Origin of the sequence: Chromobacterium aquaticum, assembly GCF_021129195.1 — a bacterium.
In the GTDB taxonomy this organism is placed as follows: domain Bacteria; phylum Pseudomonadota; class Gammaproteobacteria; order Burkholderiales; family Chromobacteriaceae; genus Chromobacterium; species Chromobacterium aquaticum.
In genome coordinates, this window is the sequence record NZ_JAJOHW010000041.1 from 1 (window position 1) to 19,559 (window position 19,559).

Consider the following 19,559-nt stretch of genomic DNA (forward strand, 5'->3'; position numbering starts at 1 on the left):
GGCCAGCACGCCGGCCAGTTGGTCGGTGGCCAGCGGCAGCACCGCCACGTGGGCGGCCAGATCGCCGGCGGCGTCGTGGCTCAGGAAATCGGCCAGCAGCCGCGCGCTGCGGCCCTGGTCGCTGCCGCTGGGACGCAGCCAGTTGACGTTGCCGGCCAGCAGGCTTTCCAGCACCGCCATGAAGGGCAGCAGCGGCGCGTTGGCCGGGGTGATGTGGGCCACCAGGCCCAGCGGCCGCCAGCTTTCGAAGCGCGGCTGGCGGTAGTCGAAGCGGCGCAGCGAGAAGGCCTGCTCGCCCAGCTCGCGGCCGACCTTAGCTTGCAGCGCCTCGCGCCGGCAAAAGCCTTGCAGCGCGTCGACGGCGGCGGCGTCCAGGCCCAGCGCCTCCGCTCTTTGCGGCAAGGCGGCGGCGAAGCGCTCGGCGCAATCCAGCACCGCGTCCAAGGCCGGCGGCCGAGCCAGCGCGGCCGGCAGGCCGTGTTGTAATTGCGCCAGCGCGGCGGCGGCGTCCACGGCGGTGTTCAGTGTTCCGTTCAATAGATACATATCAGGATTCCTTGATCAATTCGGAGGCGGCCACCGCGCAGCTGCGGCTCTTGCTGGTGCCGGCGCGGCCCAGCAGCTCGAACCAGTCGGTGGCGAGGCCGCAGCCGCAGCTCGCGGCCGGATGCAGCACGGCCAGATCGCCCATCACGATGCTGTGCGCCGGGCTGGAGGTGATATAGGGCGACAGCAGATTGAGGAAGCCGGCGGCGCCGTAGGGCTGCGGCCGCAGGCTGGCGGTGTCGCGGATCACCGCGCGGGCGTAGCTGGGCAGGTGGAAGCGATGGTGTTCGCATTCCACGTAAGGCACCGGGTGCTCCACCGCGCCGTAGCCGTCGCGGCAGCGCGCGTCCGGGATGCCCAGTTGCTCGCCCAGCCGCCGATACAGTTCGGCCTTGGGAATGGCGCGGTCGGCGTGGGTTTTCCAGCCGCCGCCCAGGAATACCAGCGATTCCGGGTGCAGTTGCAGCGGCGGCAGGCCCAGTTCCCGCATCCGTTCCAGCGCAAACCACAGGAAGGCGGGGAAGCCCAGCATGCGCACCGGCAGGCCTTGTTCGGCGAAGTCCTGCAAGGCGCGGATCACGCCGAAGGGATCGAACTCATTGCCATGGCCGTTGTGGCGCAAGGCGTAACAGGCCTGGTTCACCGGCGCGTACTTGCACAGGAATTGATCGGTGTAGGCGGTGCCCAGGGTGATGGCGCCGGCCGGCTCGTAGCTGAGCAGCAGGTAGTTGCACGGCTGTTGCGGCGTGTCCCAGCCGTAATGGCGGAAGATGCGGTCCACCATGCTTTGCGCCGCGCCCAGGCTGCGCGCGTCGTAGCGCATGCGGCTTTTCTGGCCGGTGGTGCCGGAGGAAGTCAGCTCCAGCGCGTCCTGGCCGGCGGCGCTCACCACCAATTGGCGCTTGAAGTAGTTGGCGAACAGCGGCGGCAGCCGCGACCAATCGTCCAGACCGTCCAGCGCGGCGGCGTCCAGGCCGTTGGCCTGCAGCCAGCGGCGATAGCCGGGCGTGTGTTCGCAGTGGTAATGGCTCAGCTCGCGCATGGCGGCGTCGAACAGACGGTCGCCATCGGCATCGGCGCGATAGGGGTGTTCCAGCGCGCACAGCGCGTCGACGTGGTTCAGCATGGAGAAGCTCCGGAAATGGGAAGGGGATTCAAGCCGCTTGCAGCGCGTAAGCGCGCTGCTTGAGCAAGCGCCACAGCGGCCACGCCGCCAGGCCGGCGCCCAGCGCGGCCCAGCCGGCGAAGGCTTGCAGGCCGGCGCCGGCGCCCAGCCAGGCCAGCGCGCTGCAACCCAGGCCGAGCAAGGCGGTGGAGATCATGCCCAGCATCGCCGCCACCGCGCCCTTGCCGCTGTCGCTGGCATAGAGGGTGAAGCGGTACAGGGTGGCGTGGCCCAGGCCCAGGCCGAAGGCGTACAAGGTCAGGCCCGCCGCCAACGCCGGCAGCGCGCCGCTGGACCAAGTCAGCGCCAGCAGCGCCGCCAGGCCGCCGAACAAGGGCCACAGCGCCAGCCGCAGCACCCGCTCCAGTTCCAGGCGCACCGCCAGCCGGTTCAAGGTCAGATTGCCGGCGATCAAGCCGCCGAACACCGGCAGCTGCCACAAGCCGTATTCAATGCCGGACAAGCCCAGGCCACGCATCAGCAGCAGCGGGGACAGGCCGATCCAGCCCACCAGCGGAATGGACAGCAGGCCCAGCGCCACGCTGCCGTGCATGAAGGGGGCGTTGCGCAGCAAAGCCGCGTACTGACGCGCGCTGCGGCCCAGGCGCAGCGGGCTCGCCGCCAGCCGGCTGCCGTCGCGCCGCTCCACGCCCAGGGTTTCCGGCATCCAGCGCCATAGGCCGACGGCCACCAAGGCCGCCAGCGCGCCGATCAGCGCGAACAGGCCGCGCCAGGGCAGCAGGCCCAGCAACAGGCTGCCAAGCAAGGGGCCGATGAGCGGCGACAGCAGCGCGATATTGGCCAGCAAGGCCATCAGCCGCACCGCGTCTTTTTCCGGAAACGCTTCTTGCAGCGCCGGGTAGCTGACCACCATCACGAAGCCCAGCGACAGGCCCTGGATGAAGCGCAGCAGATTGAACAGCTCGATGTCGCGGCTGCCGACGGCGGCGAGACAGGCCAGGGCGAAGCCGACGGCGCCGGCCACCAGCAGCGGTTTGCGGCCATAGCGGTCGGACAGCGGCCCGATCAGCCATTGCAAGGCCACGCCGCCCAGTAGATAGGCGTTGAGCGCGGTGGGCACGTGGCGGGCGTCGGCGTTCAAGTCGGCGACGACTTGCAGCATGGCCGGCATCACCATATCGCTGCCGATATACGTCAGCAGTTCAAAAGCGGCCAGCAATAGGCAAAAGCCCAGCGCCCGGCCCCGAGAAATAGGCAACAGGGATTGAATTGAGTTTTGACTCATAAAATATCAAGGTGATTTAAGGGCGGCTCTATAATAAATACGAGCCATTTAAAACCGACAATAAAAAACAACGCGGGAACAGAGAACAGCGCGGCTTTTGTTTCGGTGATCATGCAGGGCCGAACAATGACATCGGCTTGCTTAGAACCTGTTTACGATCTGCTGCGCGTCGTGGAGCGTTACACGGTGAGTACGACTTCGAAATGCTCATGTACCGTGTGTACATTTCGCTTTCTCAGCCGTTTTCGCCTTGTCTCGCTCTTGCTCGCGAGACTTTGAACAGGCTCTTAGAAGGGGCGAGATTATAGACAGGCTTGCGGCTTGAATTGACTGCCCTATTGGACAGTTATTCTAGAGTAAATATATTAATATCCAGAATTTGCGACATGGTTTTATATAAATAGCGCCAACCTTAAAATAATATGCAAACGGCAACAATAGCAATCTTATTCAAAACAATGCCAAGCAAAGCAATAACTTGTTTGAATAATATAAATGCAGATTATTTATTTTACGACTGATGGCGATATCATATTGGCGCAGGGCCAGCATCGCGGGCGGCGGGTGCTTTCATTGCGTTGCGGCAAGCATGACAATGGATTCATGCCGTTAAAATGTCATCTTCATCGACATTTCTCACGCTATTGGAGCCCGCCCCATGAAATCCATATTGCCGCTCGCCGCCGCCCTGTCCTTGAGCTGCTCCGCCTTCGCGCTGGCCGGCGCGCCGCCGGCGCTGGTGGTCACCGGCCAGATCAAGGTGTCCAATCAGACCCGCGCCGGCGAGTACCACTTCAGCAAGGCCGAACTGGAGCGCCTGCAGCAACGCACCATCCAGACCAAGACCACCTGGACGCCCAAATCGGCGTTTTCCGGTCCCACCCTCTCCGCCATCCTGCGCGTGGTCGGCGCGGCCGGACGGCCGGTGGAACTGGTGACCGAGGATCAATACAAGGTGGTGATTCCACCCGGAGACCAGAGCCGCTACCAGCCCATCCTGGCGCTGCGCATCAATGGCCGCCCGCTGGAGGAGATGGGCTTCAGCCCGTGGATGATGTATCCGCTCAATGATTTCCGCGAACTGCAGACCGCCGACATCGACGCCAAGCTGGCCTGGCGGGTGAAAACGCTGGTGGTGCGCTGAGCGCCGCGCCCGCCAAAGCGGACAGGTGGCTGACGCGGACATTTCCAATACCATATTATTTTCATGGTTTTTTTCCAGCGCAGGCGAAATTTTCTCCCGCGCCAGACGCCGCCGTCCGATAATGGGCAGCCGGCTGCAGTTGGTGGCACGGGGCCGCCGACGCCTGTTCACACCTGTCCAACATTGTGAAACTCAAGTCCCTTTTGGCGCTGGCCTGCCTGTTGGCCAGCCTGCGATGCGCGGCGGCGGGGGAGCCGCCGCTGGTGTTTGCCTACAATCTGTTCCCGCCCTGGAAGACCATGGACGCCCATGGCGAGCCGCAAGGCCCTTACACCGAGCTGATGCGCGAGGTGGCCAGGCGCGCCAAATTGCGGCTGGCCTTCCTGCCCTGCCCGCTGGCGCGCTGCCTGCAATACATGCGCCAGGGCAAGGCCGACGTGGTGATCGGGGTGAAGAACACCGCCGGACGTCGCGAGTTCATCGACTTCATCGACCCCTCCTTCGCCACCGGCAGCCGGCTGGCACTGTATCAACGCTCCGACGATCCGCGACCGCTACACAGCTACCGCCAGCTCTACCCCTTCCTGATCGGCGTGGTGGAAGGCGTGCGTTATCAGGACGAGTTCGACGGCGATCTGCGGCTGCGGCGCGAGCCGGCGCCGTCGCTGGATTCCAATTTCCGCAAGCTCAAGGCCGGCCGCATCGACGCGCTGATCGCCGACGAGCGCCAGACCGCCGAGCTGGCCGCCGACGCCGAATTTCACCGCCACGTGAAACGCGCGCCGCTGCTGTTGTATTCGCCGGAACCGCGCCGCATCGGCCTGGCCATCCATTCCCAGCGCTACACCCACAAGCGCCGCATCGCCCGGGCGCTGCGCTCCATGTTGCAGGACGGCACCGTGGCGCGCTTGCTGGCCCAAGCCCAGAAGCCCCAATCCTAGCCGCCGTCGCGCGCGCGCAACAGCCGGCGGCCCCCCGCCCGGCCACGCGATCGGGCTGGCAACTGGCGCTTGTCGCAGCTTTACAAGCCGCGCCATCAACGCTAGTGTCCTGCATAAGCCTTGCCGGCAGCATATGCGCGTCGACCGGCCGTACCCGCCTCCGCGCCTTGTTCCACCTGCCCGCCAACGGCCGCTTCACCGTCTTTCTCCCGCTTTTCCGCACCAACAGCCGCTGACTGGCCTCTGTCTGATTCACGTCACATCGCTGCTGTAGGGTTTTGCTAGCATCCGGCCCTTTCTCCGTCGAAATTGTCTGACGGTATATGGTCGGCAATATAAGTGTTGCGCGGGCAAATTCCGCATGCCTTTAATTGAATTCAAACGCTCGTTCGCTTTTGCACCGCACGGGCGTTCGCTATCTGGAATCTTTAGTTATCTAATCGCAGGAAAGGAAGACCATGCATATCGCTATCCCAGCCGAGAGGCTGGCCGGTGAACACCGCGTGGCCGCTACGCCGGAAACGGTGAAGAAGCTCGTTGCCGGCGGCCATGCCGTCACCATCGAGCGCGGCGCCGGACTCGCCGCCGCGTTGCCGGACGCGGCCTACCAGGAAGCCGGAGCCGCCATCGCGGCGGACCGCGCCGCGGCGCTGGCCCAGGCCGACATCGTGCTGACGGTGCGCCCGCTGGACGAGGACGGCATCGCCGCGCTGAAGGACGGCGCCAGCCTGATCGGCCAGCTCAACCCCTATCACAACCACAGCCTGCCGGCGCTGGCGGCCAAGCGCATTTCCGCCTACGCGCTGGAGCTCCTGCCGCGCAGCACCCGCGCGCAGAGCATGGACGTGCTCTCCAGCCAGAACAATATCGCCGGCTACCGCGCGGTGCTGCTGGCCACCCAGCATTACCCGCGCTTCATGCCCATGCTGATGACCGCGGCCGGCACGGTGAAGCCGGCGCGGGTGCTGATCCTGGGCGTGGGCGTGGCTGGTCTGCAAGCCATCGCCACCGCCAAGCGCCTGGGCGCGGTGGTGGAGGCCTTCGACGTGCGGCCGGCCACCAAGGAGCAGGTGGAATCGCTGGGCGCCAAGTTCATCGAAGTGCCGATGAGCGAGGAAGAAAAAATGGCGAATAGCGGCGTCTACGCCAAGGAAATGTCCGAGAGCTACCGCCAGCGCCAGGGCGAGCTGGTGGCCAAGCACGCCAAGGCGGCCGACATCGTGATCACCACCGCGCTGATCCCCGGCAAGCCGGCGCCCAAGCTGCTGTCGGCCGAGGTGGTGGCGGCGATGAAGCCGGGTTCGGTGGTCGTGGACCTGGCGGCGGAAACCGGCGGAAACTGCGCGCTGACCCGCCCCGGCGAAACCGTGCGCCTGGAACACGGCGTCACCGTCGTCGGCCAGATCAACCTGCCCGGCCTGCTGGCGGCGGACGCCTCCAGCCTGTACGCCAAGAACCTGCTGACCTTCCTCGGCCTGCTGCTGACGCCGGAAGGCCTGAACCTGAACCTGGAAGACGAGCTGCTGTCCGCCACGCTGGTGACCCACGACGGCCAGGTCCGCTTCCCCGCGGCGGATTAAGGAGAACAAAATGGTAGATCCCTTCATCACCAGCCTCACCGTGTTCGTGCTGGCCGTCTTCGTCGGCTACCACGTGGTCTGGAACGTCACCCCGGCGCTGCACACCCCGCTGATGGCGGTGACCAATGCCATTTCCGGCATCATCATCGTTGGCGCCATGCTGCAGGTGGTGGACATCAATGGTTCCGAGATCACCCTCACCTCGGTGTTGGGCACCATCGGCATCTTCCTCGCCAGCATCAATATCTTCGGTGGCTTCCTGGTCACCCAGCGGATGCTGGACATGTTCAAGAAAAAGAAGAAATAAGGAACCAAGATGGAAAACCTGTCCGCAATTCTTTATCTCATCGCCGCGGTGTTGTTCATCCTGGCGCTCAAGGGCCTGTCCAGCCCGGCCTCGGCGCTGCGCGGCAACCTCTACGGCATGATAGGCATGGTCATCGCCGTGGCCACCACGCTGTTGATCATGGACAAGCCGGTGCTGGCGCTGATCGCGTCCGCCATCGTCGCCGGCGGCGCCATCGGCGCGTGGAAGGCCAAGACGGTGCAGATGACCGGCATGCCTGAACTGGTGGCGGCGATGCACTCGCTGGTGGGCCTGTCCGCGGTGCTGATCGCGGTGGCGGCCATCTTCCACAGCGGCGTGGAGCACACCCAGGTGCAAAAGGTGGAGCTGTTCATCGGCGCCTTCATCGGCGCGATCACCTTCACCGCCTCGGTGATCGCCTACGGCAAGCTGTCCGGGCGCTTCGGCTCCAAGGCGATCAGCTTCAAGGGCCAGCATCTGCTCAATCTGCTGCTGGCCGTCGCCATGGTCGGCTTCGGCGTGATCTACTTCCTCAGCGACAGCCAGGCCGCCTTCCTGACCATGCTCGCCATCGCGCTGGCGCTGGGCGTGACCCTGATCATCCCGATCGGCGGCGCCGACATGCCGGTGGTGGTGTCCATGCTCAACTCCTACTCCGGCTGGGCGGCCGCCGGCATCGGCTTCACGCTGAACAATCCGGTGCTGATCATCGCCGGCGCCTGCGTCGGCGCCTCCGGCGCGATTCTGTCCTACATCATGTGCAAGGCGATGAACCGCTCCATCATCGCGGTGCTGCTGGGCGGCTTTGGCGCCGAGGCGGCAGCGGGCGGCGGCGCGGACAATGCCGGTCCCAAGAGCCACAAGTCCGGCTCAGCCGAGGACGCGGCCTTCCTGATGGCCAACGCCGACAGCGTGATCATCGTCCCCGGCTACGGCCTGGCGGTGTCGCGCGCCCAGCACGCGCTGCAGGAATTCGCCGAGATCCTGCACCAGAAAGGCGTCAATGTGCGCTATGCCATCCACCCGGTGGCGGGCCGGATGCCAGGCCATATGAACGTGCTGCTGGCCGAGGCCGAAGTGCCCTACGAACAGGTGCAGGAGATGGAGGAGATCAACTCCGACTTCTCCAACACCGACGTGGTGCTGGTGATAGGCGCCAACGACGTGGTCAACCCGGCCGCGCAAAAGGACAAGACCAGCCCGATCTACGGCATGCCCATCCTGGACGCTCACAAATCGCGCAGCGTGATCGTGGTCAAACGCTCGATGAACGCCGGCTACGCCGGTCTGGACAATGAGCTGTTCTATATGGACAAGACCATGATGGTGTTCGGCGACGCCAAGAAGGTGGTGGAGAACCTGCTCAAGGGCGTGGAGCAGTTATAAGCCGGAGAATAATGCCGAAGACATCCGCAACCGCCCAATGCCGCAAGCTTGGGCGGTTTTTTGTTGCCGTCTATTTCCGTGGCGGTTTTTTCCGCCGCCGGCGCTTCCCAAAGCACAATTGTCAGGTGTATTGTAAACAAATATTAGATTTTGTTTATACACGGAGTATGGTGATGAAAAACACTGGCATCATCCCCCGGCACCCGACGCTCTGGCTGCTGGCCGCGCTGGCCCTGCCGCTGCCGGCGCTGGCCATGCCCAATCTGATGGGCACCGAATGGCAATTGGTGGAGCCCGCTCCCGCGGGCAAGGCGCCCACCGTGGCCTTCCAGCCCGGCAAAATGACCGGCTTCGCCGGCTGCAACCGCTATGTGCGCACCCTGGACGCCAAGGGCAAGCCACGGGTGGCCACCACCCGCATGCTGTGCGCGCCGCCGCTGATGGAGATGGAACAGCACTTCGTCGCCTTCCTCTCCGACCGCTTCCGTCTGCAGCCGGACGGCCGCGCGCAGAACTTGGTGCTGAAGTCGGAACAAGCCGAATACCGCTTCGTGCGGCTGGCGCCGGACGCCCACCCGGCAGCCGCGCCCGCCTATCTGCACGTGGCGGCGGAACGCAAGACCTGCCGCGGGGACGCCGGCGACGGCTGCCTGCAGGTGCGCGAACGCGCCGACCAGGACTGGCGGCCGCTGCAAGGCGAAATCGCCGGTTTCCAGCCCCGGCCCGGCGTCAGCTACTACATCAAGCTGAAGCCGGTCGAGGCCGGCGCGCGCTGGACGCTGGAACGCATCGTCTACAGCGAGGAAGTCAGCAAGCTGCGCTGAACTATTGAGCACGACGGGCGCTCCAAGCGCATCTTCTCCCCGACCATGAACACGGAACACCGATAATGAAAAAATCGCTATTGCTCGCCGTCCTGACCACCGCCGTCCTGAGCGCCTGCGCTACCCCGCAGGGCGGAGCCGACAAGGGAGCCGACATGAATAAACCCGTCGCCAAGCTGACCGCGCTGGACGGCCAGTGGAAACAGGACGCCGCCGAACACCCGATCACGCTGAGCTTCAAGGACGGCGGCGTGTCCGCCCGCGCCGGCTGCAACGGCATGTTCGGCCCGGTGTCGCTGGAAGACGGCAAGCTGGTCAGCAAGCAACTGGCCAGCACCCTGATGATGTGCGCGCCGGAGGCGATGGAGCGCGACCGCGCGCTGGCCGCCTTCCTGGCCGCCAAGCCCGCGGTGCAGTTGAACGGCGACAAGCTGATGCTGCAAGCCGGCGACAAGACGCTGAGCTTTGAGCGCCAGCCTTCGCTGGAAGGTGGCGTCACCCGCTTCGTCTACGTGGCCGCCGAGCGCAAGCCCTGCACCGGCGTGGCGCCGATGCACTGCCTGCAGATCCGCGAGAGCAAGGATCAGCCGTGGCAGCTGCATTACGGCGAGATCGAAGGCTTCAAGCCGGAGCCGGGCATCGCCTACCGTCTGCGCCTGAAGGAATTCAAGGTGGCGAACCCGCCGGCCGACGCTTCGTCCATCCGCTGGGTGCTTGACATGGTGGTGGAGCAGGAAGTCGTGAGCAAGTAAGCGGCTTGCCGCCGCGCGGCCAGGTCGACAGGCCTGGCCGCGCGGCGCCGGCTCACACCCCGGCCATCGCGCCGATGATCAGCGCGTTGACGATGTCGATGAAGAAGCCGCACACCAGCGGCACGATCAGGAAAGCGAGATGCGCGGCGCCGTAACGCTGCGTCACCGCGCTCATATTGACGATGGCGGTGGCGGTGGAACCCAGGCCGATGCCGCCGAAGCCGGCGGCAATCACGCTGGCCTCGTAATCGCCGCCCATGCAGCGGAACACCACCCACAACGCGAAGCCTATGGTCAGCAGCACCTGCAGGCATAGCGTGCTCAACACGAACAAGACCGAGCCGTGCAGCTCCCACAGCTGCATGCCCATCAGCGCCATGGTCAGGAACATGCCCAGACAGATATCGGAGATCAGCGCCAGGCTGAGCCCCGAGGCCGGTTCCGCGCTCTGGCCGCGTTTGGCCAGCAGCCACATGCCCAGGTTGCGGATCAGGATGCCGGCGATCAGGCAACTGACAAAGGGCGGCAGCGTCACGCCGGCGGCGACGAAGCTCAGATTGAAACCATAGCCCAGCATCAGCGCCAGGTTCAGCCACATCCATACCCACAGCACATCGTAGTAGCACAGCGTCGCATGGTTCTGCGCATAGACCGTGCCCACTTCCAGCGCGGTATCGGCGGACGGGGTCAGCCGGTGGCGCCGGATCAGGTGATGGGCCAGTGGACCGCCGATCACGCAGGCGGCGATCAGGCCGACGGTATTGCTGGCGATGCCCAGTTCCAGCGCATTGCCTATGCCCAGCGACTGGCTGAAGATAGGCGCCCACGCCAGCGTGGTGCCGACGCCGCCGGTCAGCGCCACCGAGCCCACCATCAGCCCGGCCTTGGGGTTCAGGCCGAAACCGGCGGCCATTCCCATGCCCAGCAGGTTCTGCAACACGATGAAGACGCTGGCCAGCGCCAGCAGAATGGCCAAGGGCTTGCCGCCGCGCCGCAAGGAGGCCAGGTCCGACTTCAGGCCCAGCGCGGCGAAGAAATACAGCAGCAGGTAATCGCGGATCTGCAGATCGAAACTCAGTCGCACATCGAACGCGAAATACAGCAAGGCGACCACCGCCGCGCAGGCGAAGCCGCCTATCACCGGTTCGGGAATGCTGTAGCGACGCAGGACTTCATAACGCAGGGTCAGCGCCTTGCCGATGAACAGCAGCATGATCGCCAGGGTGAAGCTGATAAAGGAATGGACTTCGTACTGCACCATCTTTTCCATGACAGGGTTCCGGGTTGATGCGCCGCGCCGGCGCTAGCCGAGGCGGACAGGAAAGCGGGACACGCCGGGAGGCGGACAAGGCAATGCCGGCTGAAGCCGGCATTTAATGAAGAGTTTAACGATATCGGCGCCAAATGCCAGCGCAAACGGTCAGGGGGATGCGGTTCCGCATCCCCCTGACTTGTCCGGCGCTGAGCGAGCTCAGCGGTTCGCTTGCCGGTACAGCTCGATCAAGCGACGGGTGGAGCTGTCATGCTCGGCGTTCTTGAGCTTGCCTATCAGCTCCGCGTGTATGGTCTTGGCCAGTTGCTTGCCCAGCTCCACGCCCCATTGGTCGAAGCTGTTGATGTGCCAGATCACGCCCTGGACGAAGATCTTGTGCTCGTACAGCGCCACCAGCGAGCCCAGGTTGCGCGGGTTCAAACGGCTCATCAGCAGGGTGTTGGTGGGGCGGTTGCCGCCGAACACCTTGTGCGGCACCAGCGCTTCCAGCGCCTCGCCCTTGAATCCCTGCTCCTTCAGCTCGGCGCGCACCTCGTCGGCGGTCTTACCGCGCATGAAGGCCTCGGCCTGGGCGAACACATTGGCCAGCAGGATTTCATGATGGCCGGGCAGGCTGGAGCAGTTCTGCACCGAGGCGATCAGGTCGATGGGCGAGATATGGGTGCCCTGGTGCAAGAGCTGGAAGAAAGCGTGCTGGCCGTTGATGCCGGTCTCGCCCCAGATGATGGGCGCGGTCTCGAAATTCACCGGCTGGCCGTCCAGCATCACCTGCTTGCCGTTGGACTCCATGTCCAGCTGCTGGATGAAGGCCGGCAGACGGTGCAGGTATTGATCGTAAGGCGCGATCACATGGCTGCCGCCGCCGTAGTAATTGATGTACCAGACGCCGATCATGGCCAGCAGCACCGGCATGTTCTGCTCGAACGGCGCGTTTCTGAAATGCTGGTCCATGATGTGGGCGCCGTTGAGGAGTTCGGTGAAGTTCTCCTCGCCCAGGTAGAGCATGATGGGCAGGCCGATGGCCGACCACAGGCTGTAGCGGCCGCCGACCCAATCCCAGAATTCGAACATATTCGACGGATCGATGCCGAAGTCCGCCACCGCCTTCTGGTTGGTGGACACCGCGACGAAGTGCTTGGCCACCGCGCTTTCATCGCGCGAGCGCTGCAGGAACCAGTCGCGCGCGGTCAGCGCGTTGGTCAGCGTCTCCTGGGTGGTGAAGGTCTTGGACTCCACCACGAACAGCGTGGTCTCGGAATGGACCTTCTTCAGCGTTTCCTTGAGCTGGGCGCCATCCACATTGGAGACGAAATGCATGTTCAAGCGCGGATGGCCGAAGGGCTTGAGCGCGCTACAGACCATCAGCGGACCCAGGTCAGAGCCGCCGATGCCGATGTTGACGATGTCGGTGATGGGCTGATTGGTATAACCCAGCCATTCGCCGGAACGCACCGCGTGGGCGAACTTGCCCATGCGCTCCAGCACCGAATTGACCCTGGGCATCACGTCCTCGCCGTCCACATGGATGGGCGAGTTGGTGCGGTTGCGCAGCGCCACGTGCAGCACCGCGCGGTTTTCGGTGCTGTTGAGCTTCTCGCCCTTGAACATGGCCTTGATCTTGGCCGGCAGCCCGGCTTCGCGCGCCAGCTGCATCAGGCCCTTCAGCGTCTCGTCGGTGATGCGGTTCTTGGAGTAGTCGAGGAACAGGCCGCCCACCTCCAGCGCATAGCGTTCCGCCCGCTCCGGATCGGAGACGAACAAATCGCGCATGTGCTGGTGCTTGGCCTCGGCAAAATGGTCCCACAGTGCCTGCCAGGCCGGTAGTTCGGTCAGTCCGCTCATGATGGTCAATCCTCTTCGGTTTTGTTGTCCAGCCTGCGGTTCTTCAGGCTGTGCTTGGTTTTTTCCAGCTGGCTGATCAGGCCCGGCCCGCGCTTGAGCGCCACGCTCACCGCCAGGATGTCGATCTGCACCAGGTGCACGATGCGCGAAATCATCGGGCTATAGGTTTCATTGTCTTCCAGCGTGTCGGCGATCAGGGCCACCGTGGCGCGGCGCGCCAGCGGCGAGCCGCTGGTGGTCAGCGCCACCACGCTGGCGCCGGCGGACAGCGCCACATCCACGGCTTCCAGCAATTCCAGCGTGCGGCCGGAGCTGGAAATCGCCACCAGCACATCGCCCGGGCCCAGCACCGAGGCCGCCATCATCTGGATGTGGGTGTCGGAATAGGCGACGGTGGGAATGCCGAAGCGGAAGAATTTGTGCTGGGCGTCGGCGGCGATGATGCCGGAGTTGCCCAGGCCGTAGAATTCGATGCGGCGCGCGTCGGTCAGCAGCCGCACCGCGGACTCTATCGCCTGCGGATTGACGTCGTTGCGGCACTTGAGCAGCGCGGACACGGTGTTGTCGAACACCTTGGCGACGATTTCCGAGGTCGGATCTTCCGGGCGCACGCTGGAGTGCACATAGGGCACGCCGGTGACCAGGCTGCCGGCCAGCTTCAGTTTGAAGTCCGGCAAGCCAGAACAGCCGACGGTGCGGCAAAAGCGGATCACGGTGGGCTGGCTGACGCCGGCGTTCTTGGCGATGTCGGCCACCGCCGCCTGGATCACGGTGTAAGGCTGTTCCAGCACCAGCTCGGCCACTTTGCGCTCGGCCGAGGACAGGATCTCCAATTGGCTCCTGATACGTTCAAGCATGTATTTACTCTCCTGCCGCGCCGTCGTCAGGATGCGCCCGGGGTCGGGCGCGGGCCTTCGCCAGTTCGGCCGCCAGATGGGCGGCCACGCCCGGCAGGGCCGGGTAGGAGCTGACGATCAGATAGACCGGAATCGCGGCCAGATAGCCGGACATCCGTCCCTTATCCTCGAAGCGGCGGCGGAATGGTGATTGTTCAAAAAAACCGCGTAGACGCGGCACAATACCACCACCTAGATATACGCCGCCACGGGCGCCGAGATTCAGGGCCAGATTCGCCGCCGCGCCGCCCAGCATGCCGCAGAACACTTCCAGGGTTTCGCGGCAGCGCGGACAGGCGCCGGACAGGCCGCGCGCGGTGACCTCGGCCGGGTCCAGCGCCGCCGCCGTTTCGCCGGCGCGTTCGCACAAGGCCTGATAAATCAAGGGAATGCCGGAGCCGGATAGCAGGCGCTCGGCGGACACGTGGCCGAAGCGCCGCATCGCGTAAAGCCAGATGTCGGCCTCGCGCTCGTCGAAGGGGGCGAAACCGACATGGCCGCCCTCTCCGGACAAGGGCGCATGGCCACCCGGAAACGGAATCAAGGCCGACACGCCCAGGCCGGTGCCGGGGCCGATCAGCGCCAGCGGCGCGCCGGCCTCAGCCTCGCCGCCGCCGATGCGCAGCAGCTCGCTGGCCGGCAGATGCGGCAGCGCCAGCGCCAGCGCGGTGAAATCGTTGATCACCAGCAGCGTGGTCAGGCCCAGCGCCTGGCGCGTGGCCTCGATGGAGAAGGCCCAATGGTGATTGGTCATCTGCACCCAGTCGCCCAGCACCGGGTTGGCGATGCCGAAGGCGGCATGAGCGACCGCGCGCGCGCCGGCCAGATCAAGATAGGCGCGCACCGCGTCCAGCAGCGTGGGATAGCCGGCGCAGGGCAGTACCTCGATGTCCTCGATCACGCCGGGCGCGGTTTCCAGCGCGAAGCGGGCGTTGCTGCCGCCGATATCGGCCAGCAGCCGCGGCCATTGTTCAGGCAGACCAGTAGACATCCAGCGCTACCTTGTCTTGGGCCAGGAAATGGCTGATCGGCAGCGCGTCGCTGACGTCCTGGGCGGCGGCGTCCAGCACCTGGCGCTTCTTGTCGCCCTGGATGGACAGGATCAGACAGTCGGCGCGCAGCAGCGCGGCATAGCTCATCGACACGCGGCGGTGCGGCGCGGTCTTGGGCGTCACCGCCAGGAAGGCGGCGGCGGACGCCGGGTCCAGGCCGGCCGCCAGTTCGTCGGTGCCGGGAAATAGCGAAGCGGTGTGGCCGTCCTCGCCCATGCCCAGGATGGCGACGGTGGGCGGAACGAAAGCGGCGTTGGCGCGCGCCACGTCGGCATCGATGTCCGAGGCGTCGTCGACCAGGGGCTGGAAGCGCGCGGCGGCGGCGCGGTCGCGCAACAGATGGGCGCGCACCAGCGCGGCGTTGCTGTCCGGATGGCTGTCCGGCACGAAGCGCTCGTCCACCAGGGTGATGCTCACCTTGGACCAGTCTATCGCCATGGTGCTGAGCATGTGGAAGAAGGGAATCGGCGATTTGCCGCCGGACACCGCCAGCACGGCGGCGCCCTGGCTGGCGATGGCGGCGCCCAGCCTGGCGGCCACGCTATTGGCCAGCGCGGTGGACTGTTGCTCGCTATCGGAGAATTCTACGCAGTTCATCAGCGGCGCTCCGCGGGTAAGAAGTTAAGGTCAAACATCGGTGCTGTCGGTGCTGCCCGAAGTTAAAACGAGACGCTCAGCATGGGACAGCCATCGTCGCGAGCGGCCCGAGGTCGAAGCGAGACGCGCAGCCGTACGGTAGTACGGCGAGCACCGCAGCACTCGAGATCGGGACGCACAGCAGATGGATGCCTCCATGCGGCTCAGCATTCCTCGTGCCAGCCTATCCCATCGCGCGATAACAACGCGCTGGACGCCGCCGGACCCCAAGTGCCGGCGGTGTACTGCTTGGGCGGCAGATTGCTGCTGCGGCTCCAGCTGTCCATGATGGGTTCCACCCAGCGCCAGGCCTCGATCAACTCGTCGCGGCGCATGAACAGCGCCAGCTTGCCGCGGATCACGTCCAGCAGCAGACGCTCGTAGGCATCGGCGCGGCGCACTTTGAACGCTTTATAGAAGTCCAGGTCGAGATAGGCCGGCTGCAGGCGCATATTGTCGCCCGGCTCCTTGGCCAGGAAGTACAGGCGGATGCTTTCCTCCGGCTGCAGGCGGATCACCAGCCGGTTGGCGGTGTGGCTGCCGCTCATCGGCCCGTTGAACAGCTGGTGCGGCACATCGCGGAAGTTGATGACGATCTCGGCCAAGCGCTCCTGCATCCGCTTGCCGGTGCGCAGGAAGAAGGGCACGCCGGCCCAGCGCCAGTTGTCGATCTCGGCCTTGAGCGCGACGAAGGTCTCGGTCTGGCTGTCGGCGGGGATGCCTTGCTCGTTCAGATAGCCGACCACCGGCTGGCCGCCCACGGCGCCGGCCTTGTATTGGCCGCGCACGGTCTTGGCCGCCACGTCCTGCTCGCTGAACGGGCGCAAGGCCTTCAGCACCTTGAGCTTCTCGTCGCGCACCGCGTCGGCTTCCATATTGGCCGGCGGCTCCATCGCCACGATGCACAGCAATTGCAACAGGTGGTTCTGCACCATGTCGCGCAGCGCGCCGGTGCCGTCGTAGAAATCGCCACGGCTGCCCACGCCCAGGTCTTCGGAGATGGTGATCTGCACATCGTGTATCCATTCGCGCCGCCACAGCGGCTCGAACAGCGCGTTGGCGAAGCGGATCGCCATCAGGTTCTGCACCGATTCCTTGCCCAGATAATGGTCGATCCGGTACAGCTGCTCTTCCTTGAAGAAGCGCGCCACGTCATCGTTGATCTCGTTGGAGGAATCCAGGTCGGTGCCCAGCGGTTTTTCCAGCACCACGCGCACATTGCCGCTATTGAGGCCCACCGCCGCCAGGTTCTCGCAGATGCCGGCGAACAGATTGGGCGCGGTGGCCAGATAACAGACCACCACGCGGTCGCCGTCGTCCTTGAGCTTGTCCGCCAGCGCCGGGAAATCCCGCGGCTGCGAGGCGTCCACTTTCAGATACTCGATCCGCGCACAGAAGCTGTCCCAGGCCGCGGCGTCGAAATGGGCTTTGACGTGCTGGCGCGAGTTCTTCTCGACAAAGGCCAGGTAGTCGTCGCGGCTCAGGTCCTTGCGGCCCAGCGCCAGGATGCGGCCTTGCTGGTTGAGCAGGCCGGCGGCGTGCGCCTGGTACAGCGAGGGCAGCAGCTTGCGCATCACCAGATCGCCGGCGCCGCCGAACAACACCATATCGAAGGCCGGGGTTGGCGTAGTACGGGTATCCATCCTGATCTTCCATCTCGAGATGTTTGTAGATGTAGTTATATTACCACCAGCTTTTACCTTGTCCATGTCATCACGCGGGCGCAGGCCGCTTTTGCAACACCTTTTGCCCCAAAGCAAACAAATCGGCCAATCGCTGTAATGGCGCGTGTAGCGTCGTGTCGCCCGGCGTATCATGCTTGTGCGGCGCTGGAGCGCGTCTTGCATTTTGAGTGTAGTAAAACTACTATCAACCCACTTCAACACGGAACGTCATCATGGCCTTGCACCCCACCCTGTCCGCCGTTACCGAGCGCATCGTCAACCGGAGCCAGGCGACGCGCGCCGCCTACCTGGACCGTGTGCGCGCCGCAGCCCATCAGGGAAGGGTGGAGCGCTCGCAACTGTCGTGCACCAACTTGGCCCACGCCTTCGCCGCCATGCCCGACGGCATCAAGATTCACCTCAAGGAAGAGCACCGCCCCAATCTGGCCATCGTCTCTTCCTATAACGACATGCTGTCCGCCCACCAGCCGCTGGAAACCTATCCGGCGCTGCTGAAGGAGGCGGCGCTGGCGGCCGGCGCCACCGCCCAGTTCGCCGGCGGCGTGCCGGCGATGTGCGACGGCGTGACCCAGGGCCAGCCGGGCATGGAACTGTCCTTGTTCTCGCGCGACATCATCGCGATGAGCACCGCGGTGGCGCTGTCCCACCAGATGTTCGACGCCGCGCTGTATCTGGGCGTGTGCGACAAGATCGTGCCCGGCCTGCTGATAGGCGCGCTGTCCTTTGGCCACCTGCCGGCGGTGTTCGTTCCCGCCGGCCCGATGACCACCGGCATCGCCAACGATGAAAAAGCCAAGGTGCGCCAGCTGTACGCCGAAGGCAAGGTCGGCCGCGACGCGCTGCTGGAATCCGAGTGCCAGTCCTACCACGGCCCCGGCACCTGTACCTTCTACGGCACCGCCAACTCCAATCAGATGCTGATGGAGATCATGGGCCTGCACCTGCCCGGCGCCGCCTTCGTCAATCCGGGCACCCCGCTGCGCGAGGCGCTGACCCGCGCCGCCGCCAAGCAGGCGGCCAAGATCGCCGCTCAGGGCAAGGCCTTCACCCCGGTGGGCGAGATGATAGACGAGAAGTCCATCGTCAACGCCATCGTCGGCCTGCTGGCCACCGGCGGCTCCACCAACCACACCATGCACATCGTCGCCATCGCGCGCGCCGCCGGCATCGATGTGAACTGGGACGATTTCGACGAACTCTCCGCCGTGGTGCCGCTCTTGGTGCGCGCCTACCCCAACGGCAAGGCCGACGTGAACCACTTCCACGCCGCCGGCGGCATGGGCTTCGTGATCCGCGAACTGCTGTCCGCCGGCCTGCTGCACGAGGACGTGGGCACCGTGGCCGGCCGCGGCCTGTCGCGCTACGCGCAGGAGCCGTGGCTGGACCAGGGCGAACTCAAATGGCGCGACGCGCCGACCGATAGCGGCGACGACAGCGTGCTGCGCACCGCCGCCGATCCCTTCTCCGCCGACGGCGGCCTCAAGCTGCTGTCCGGCAAGCTGGGCCGCGCGGTGATCAAGGTATCCGCGGTCAAGCCGGAACACCGGGTGGTGGAAGCGCCGGCGCTGATCTTCCACGACCAGAACGACATGCTGGCGGCGTTCAAGCGCGGCGAGCTGGAAAAAGACTTTATCGCGGTGATCCGCTTCCAGGGCCCGCGCGCCAACGGCATGCCGGAACTGCACAAGCTGACCCCGGCCTTGAGCATCTTGCAGGAGCGCGGCTTCAAGGTGGCCCTGGTCACCGACGGCCGCATGTCCGGCGCGTCCGGCAAGGTGCCGGCCGCCATCCACGTATCGCCGGAAGCCTTGTCCGGCGGACCGATCGGCAAGGTGCGCGACGGCGACCCGGTGCGGCTGGACGCCAATAGCGGCGAACTGACCGTGCTGGTGGACGAGGCCGAATGGGCCGCGCGCGAACCGGCGCAGGCCGACCTGACGCATAATGATTTTGGCATGGGCCGGGATTTGTTCGCGGTGTTCCGCTCGGTGGCAGACCACGCCGAAGCCGGCGCCACCAGCTTCCGCCATCCCGACTTCCACCCCGCTTCTTGGAGAAAATGAATATGGACGCATTGACCCTGCTGCGCCAAGGCCCGGTTGTTCCGGTGATCATCGTCAACGACGCGGCCGTGGCCGTGGAGCTGGCCCAGGCGCTGGTGGCCGGCGGCGTGCGCGTGCTGGAAGTGACGCTGCGCACCAAGGCCGCGCTGGCGGCGATGCGCCGCATGCGCGACGAAGTGCCGGGCGCCATCGTCGGCGCCGGCACGCGGCGCACCCGCGCC

Annotated in this window: 17 protein-coding genes and 1 pseudogene; 9 read left to right on the plus strand and 9 right to left on the minus strand. The window is 65.2% G+C overall.

Features of this window, described 5'->3' with window-relative positions:
• From LQT98_RS07190 to LQT98_RS07200, 3 genes are all read right to left on the minus strand, one after another.
• Window positions 1-546: acyl-CoA reductase (locus LQT98_RS07190; RefSeq protein ID WP_231461678.1), on the minus strand; the 546-nt coding region annotated here is incomplete at its 3' end.
• 1 nt (window position 547) lies between these two features.
• Window positions 548-1,672, minus strand: a complete 1,125-nt coding sequence (locus LQT98_RS07195; protein ID WP_048408079.1) for a LuxE/PaaK family acyltransferase — start codon at window positions 1,670-1,672, stop codon at window positions 548-550.
• Between the two features lie 28 nt (window positions 1,673-1,700).
• The gene (locus tag LQT98_RS07200; protein ID WP_231461680.1) at window positions 1,701-2,930 is read right to left on the minus strand and encodes an MFS transporter; all 1,230 of its coding nucleotides are present in this window, start codon (window positions 2,928-2,930) and stop codon (window positions 1,701-1,703) included.
• A 685-nt stretch (window positions 2,931-3,615) separates the two neighbouring features.
• Here LQT98_RS07200 and LQT98_RS07205 point away from each other — a divergent pair.
• From LQT98_RS07205 to LQT98_RS07235, 7 genes are all read left to right on the plus strand, one after another.
• Window positions 3,616-4,101, plus strand: a complete 486-nt coding sequence (locus LQT98_RS07205) for a hypothetical protein (protein WP_231461682.1) — start codon at window positions 3,616-3,618, stop codon at window positions 4,099-4,101.
• A 185-nt stretch (window positions 4,102-4,286) separates the two neighbouring features.
• Window positions 4,287-5,042 carry a substrate-binding periplasmic protein gene (locus LQT98_RS07210; protein ID WP_231461684.1) on the plus strand — a complete coding sequence of 252 codons (756 nt, stop codon included), beginning with the start codon at window positions 4,287-4,289 and terminating at the stop codon, window positions 5,040-5,042.
• Between the two features lie 458 nt (window positions 5,043-5,500).
• A complete protein-coding gene (locus tag LQT98_RS07215) occupies window positions 5,501-6,622 on the plus strand; it encodes a Re/Si-specific NAD(P)(+) transhydrogenase subunit alpha (protein WP_231461686.1) in 1,122 nt (373 codons plus the stop codon).
• A gap of 10 nt (window positions 6,623-6,632) precedes the next feature.
• A complete protein-coding gene (locus LQT98_RS07220) occupies window positions 6,633-6,929 on the plus strand; it encodes a proton-translocating transhydrogenase family protein (protein WP_019101645.1) in 297 nt (98 codons plus the stop codon).
• A 9-nt stretch (window positions 6,930-6,938) separates the two neighbouring features.
• On the plus strand, window positions 6,939-8,315 hold the full coding sequence (locus LQT98_RS07225; protein ID WP_231461688.1) for an NAD(P)(+) transhydrogenase (Re/Si-specific) subunit beta: 1,377 nt from the start codon (window positions 6,939-6,941) through the stop codon (window positions 8,313-8,315).
• 173 nt (window positions 8,316-8,488) lie between these two features.
• Window positions 8,489-9,139 carry an META and DUF4377 domain-containing protein gene (locus tag LQT98_RS07230; protein ID WP_231461689.1) on the plus strand — a complete coding sequence of 217 codons (651 nt, stop codon included), beginning with the start codon at window positions 8,489-8,491 and terminating at the stop codon, window positions 9,137-9,139.
• Between the two features lie 155 nt (window positions 9,140-9,294).
• Window positions 9,295-9,891, plus strand: coding sequence for an META and DUF4377 domain-containing protein (locus LQT98_RS07235; RefSeq protein ID WP_231461690.1), 597 nt, complete (start codon window positions 9,295-9,297; stop codon window positions 9,889-9,891).
• A gap of 52 nt (window positions 9,892-9,943) precedes the next feature.
• Here the strand turns inward: LQT98_RS07235 and gltS are convergent, their stop codons facing one another.
• The 6 genes from gltS to zwf all read right to left on the minus strand — a co-directional run bounded on the left by gltS (window position 9,944) and on the right by zwf (window position 17,233).
• Complete coding sequence (gltS, locus tag LQT98_RS07240) at window positions 9,944-11,161, minus strand: sodium/glutamate symporter (protein WP_231461691.1); 1,218 nt, start codon at window positions 11,159-11,161, stop codon at window positions 9,944-9,946.
• Window positions 11,162-11,362: 201 nt separating this feature from the next.
• Window positions 11,363-13,006 (minus strand): glucose-6-phosphate isomerase, encoded by a 1,644-nt coding sequence (gene pgi, locus LQT98_RS07245; protein WP_231461692.1) that lies wholly within the window; start codon window positions 13,004-13,006, stop codon window positions 11,363-11,365.
• Window positions 13,007-13,011: 5 nt separating this feature from the next.
• Window positions 13,012-13,863, minus strand: a complete 852-nt coding sequence (hexR, locus tag LQT98_RS07250; protein WP_048408071.1) for a transcriptional regulator HexR — start codon at window positions 13,861-13,863, stop codon at window positions 13,012-13,014.
• Between the two features lie 4 nt (window positions 13,864-13,867).
• On the minus strand, window positions 13,868-14,893 hold the full coding sequence (locus tag LQT98_RS07255) for a glucokinase (RefSeq protein WP_231461693.1): 1,026 nt from the start codon (window positions 14,891-14,893) through the stop codon (window positions 13,868-13,870).
• Window positions 14,874-15,551: a 6-phosphogluconolactonase gene (pgl, locus tag LQT98_RS07260; RefSeq protein WP_231461694.1), complete on the minus strand. Its 678-nt coding sequence runs from the start codon at window positions 15,549-15,551 to the stop codon at window positions 14,874-14,876. The genes LQT98_RS07255 and pgl overlap by 20 nt, the downstream gene beginning before the upstream one ends.
• A gap of 203 nt (window positions 15,552-15,754) precedes the next feature.
• A complete protein-coding gene (gene zwf / locus LQT98_RS07265) occupies window positions 15,755-17,233 on the minus strand; it encodes a glucose-6-phosphate dehydrogenase (protein ID WP_231461696.1) in 1,479 nt (492 codons plus the stop codon).
• 254 nt (window positions 17,234-17,487) lie between these two features.
• On the opposite strand from zwf, the gene edd reads away from it, so the two are divergent.
• Both edd and LQT98_RS07275 read left to right on the plus strand, forming a co-directional pair.
• Window positions 17,488-19,338, plus strand: coding sequence for a phosphogluconate dehydratase (gene edd / locus LQT98_RS07270; protein ID WP_231461697.1), 1,851 nt, complete (start codon window positions 17,488-17,490; stop codon window positions 19,336-19,338).
• Between the two features lie 2 nt (window positions 19,339-19,340).
• Window positions 19,341-19,559: pseudogene (locus LQT98_RS07275) on the plus strand (keto-deoxy-phosphogluconate aldolase); the annotation flags it as partial.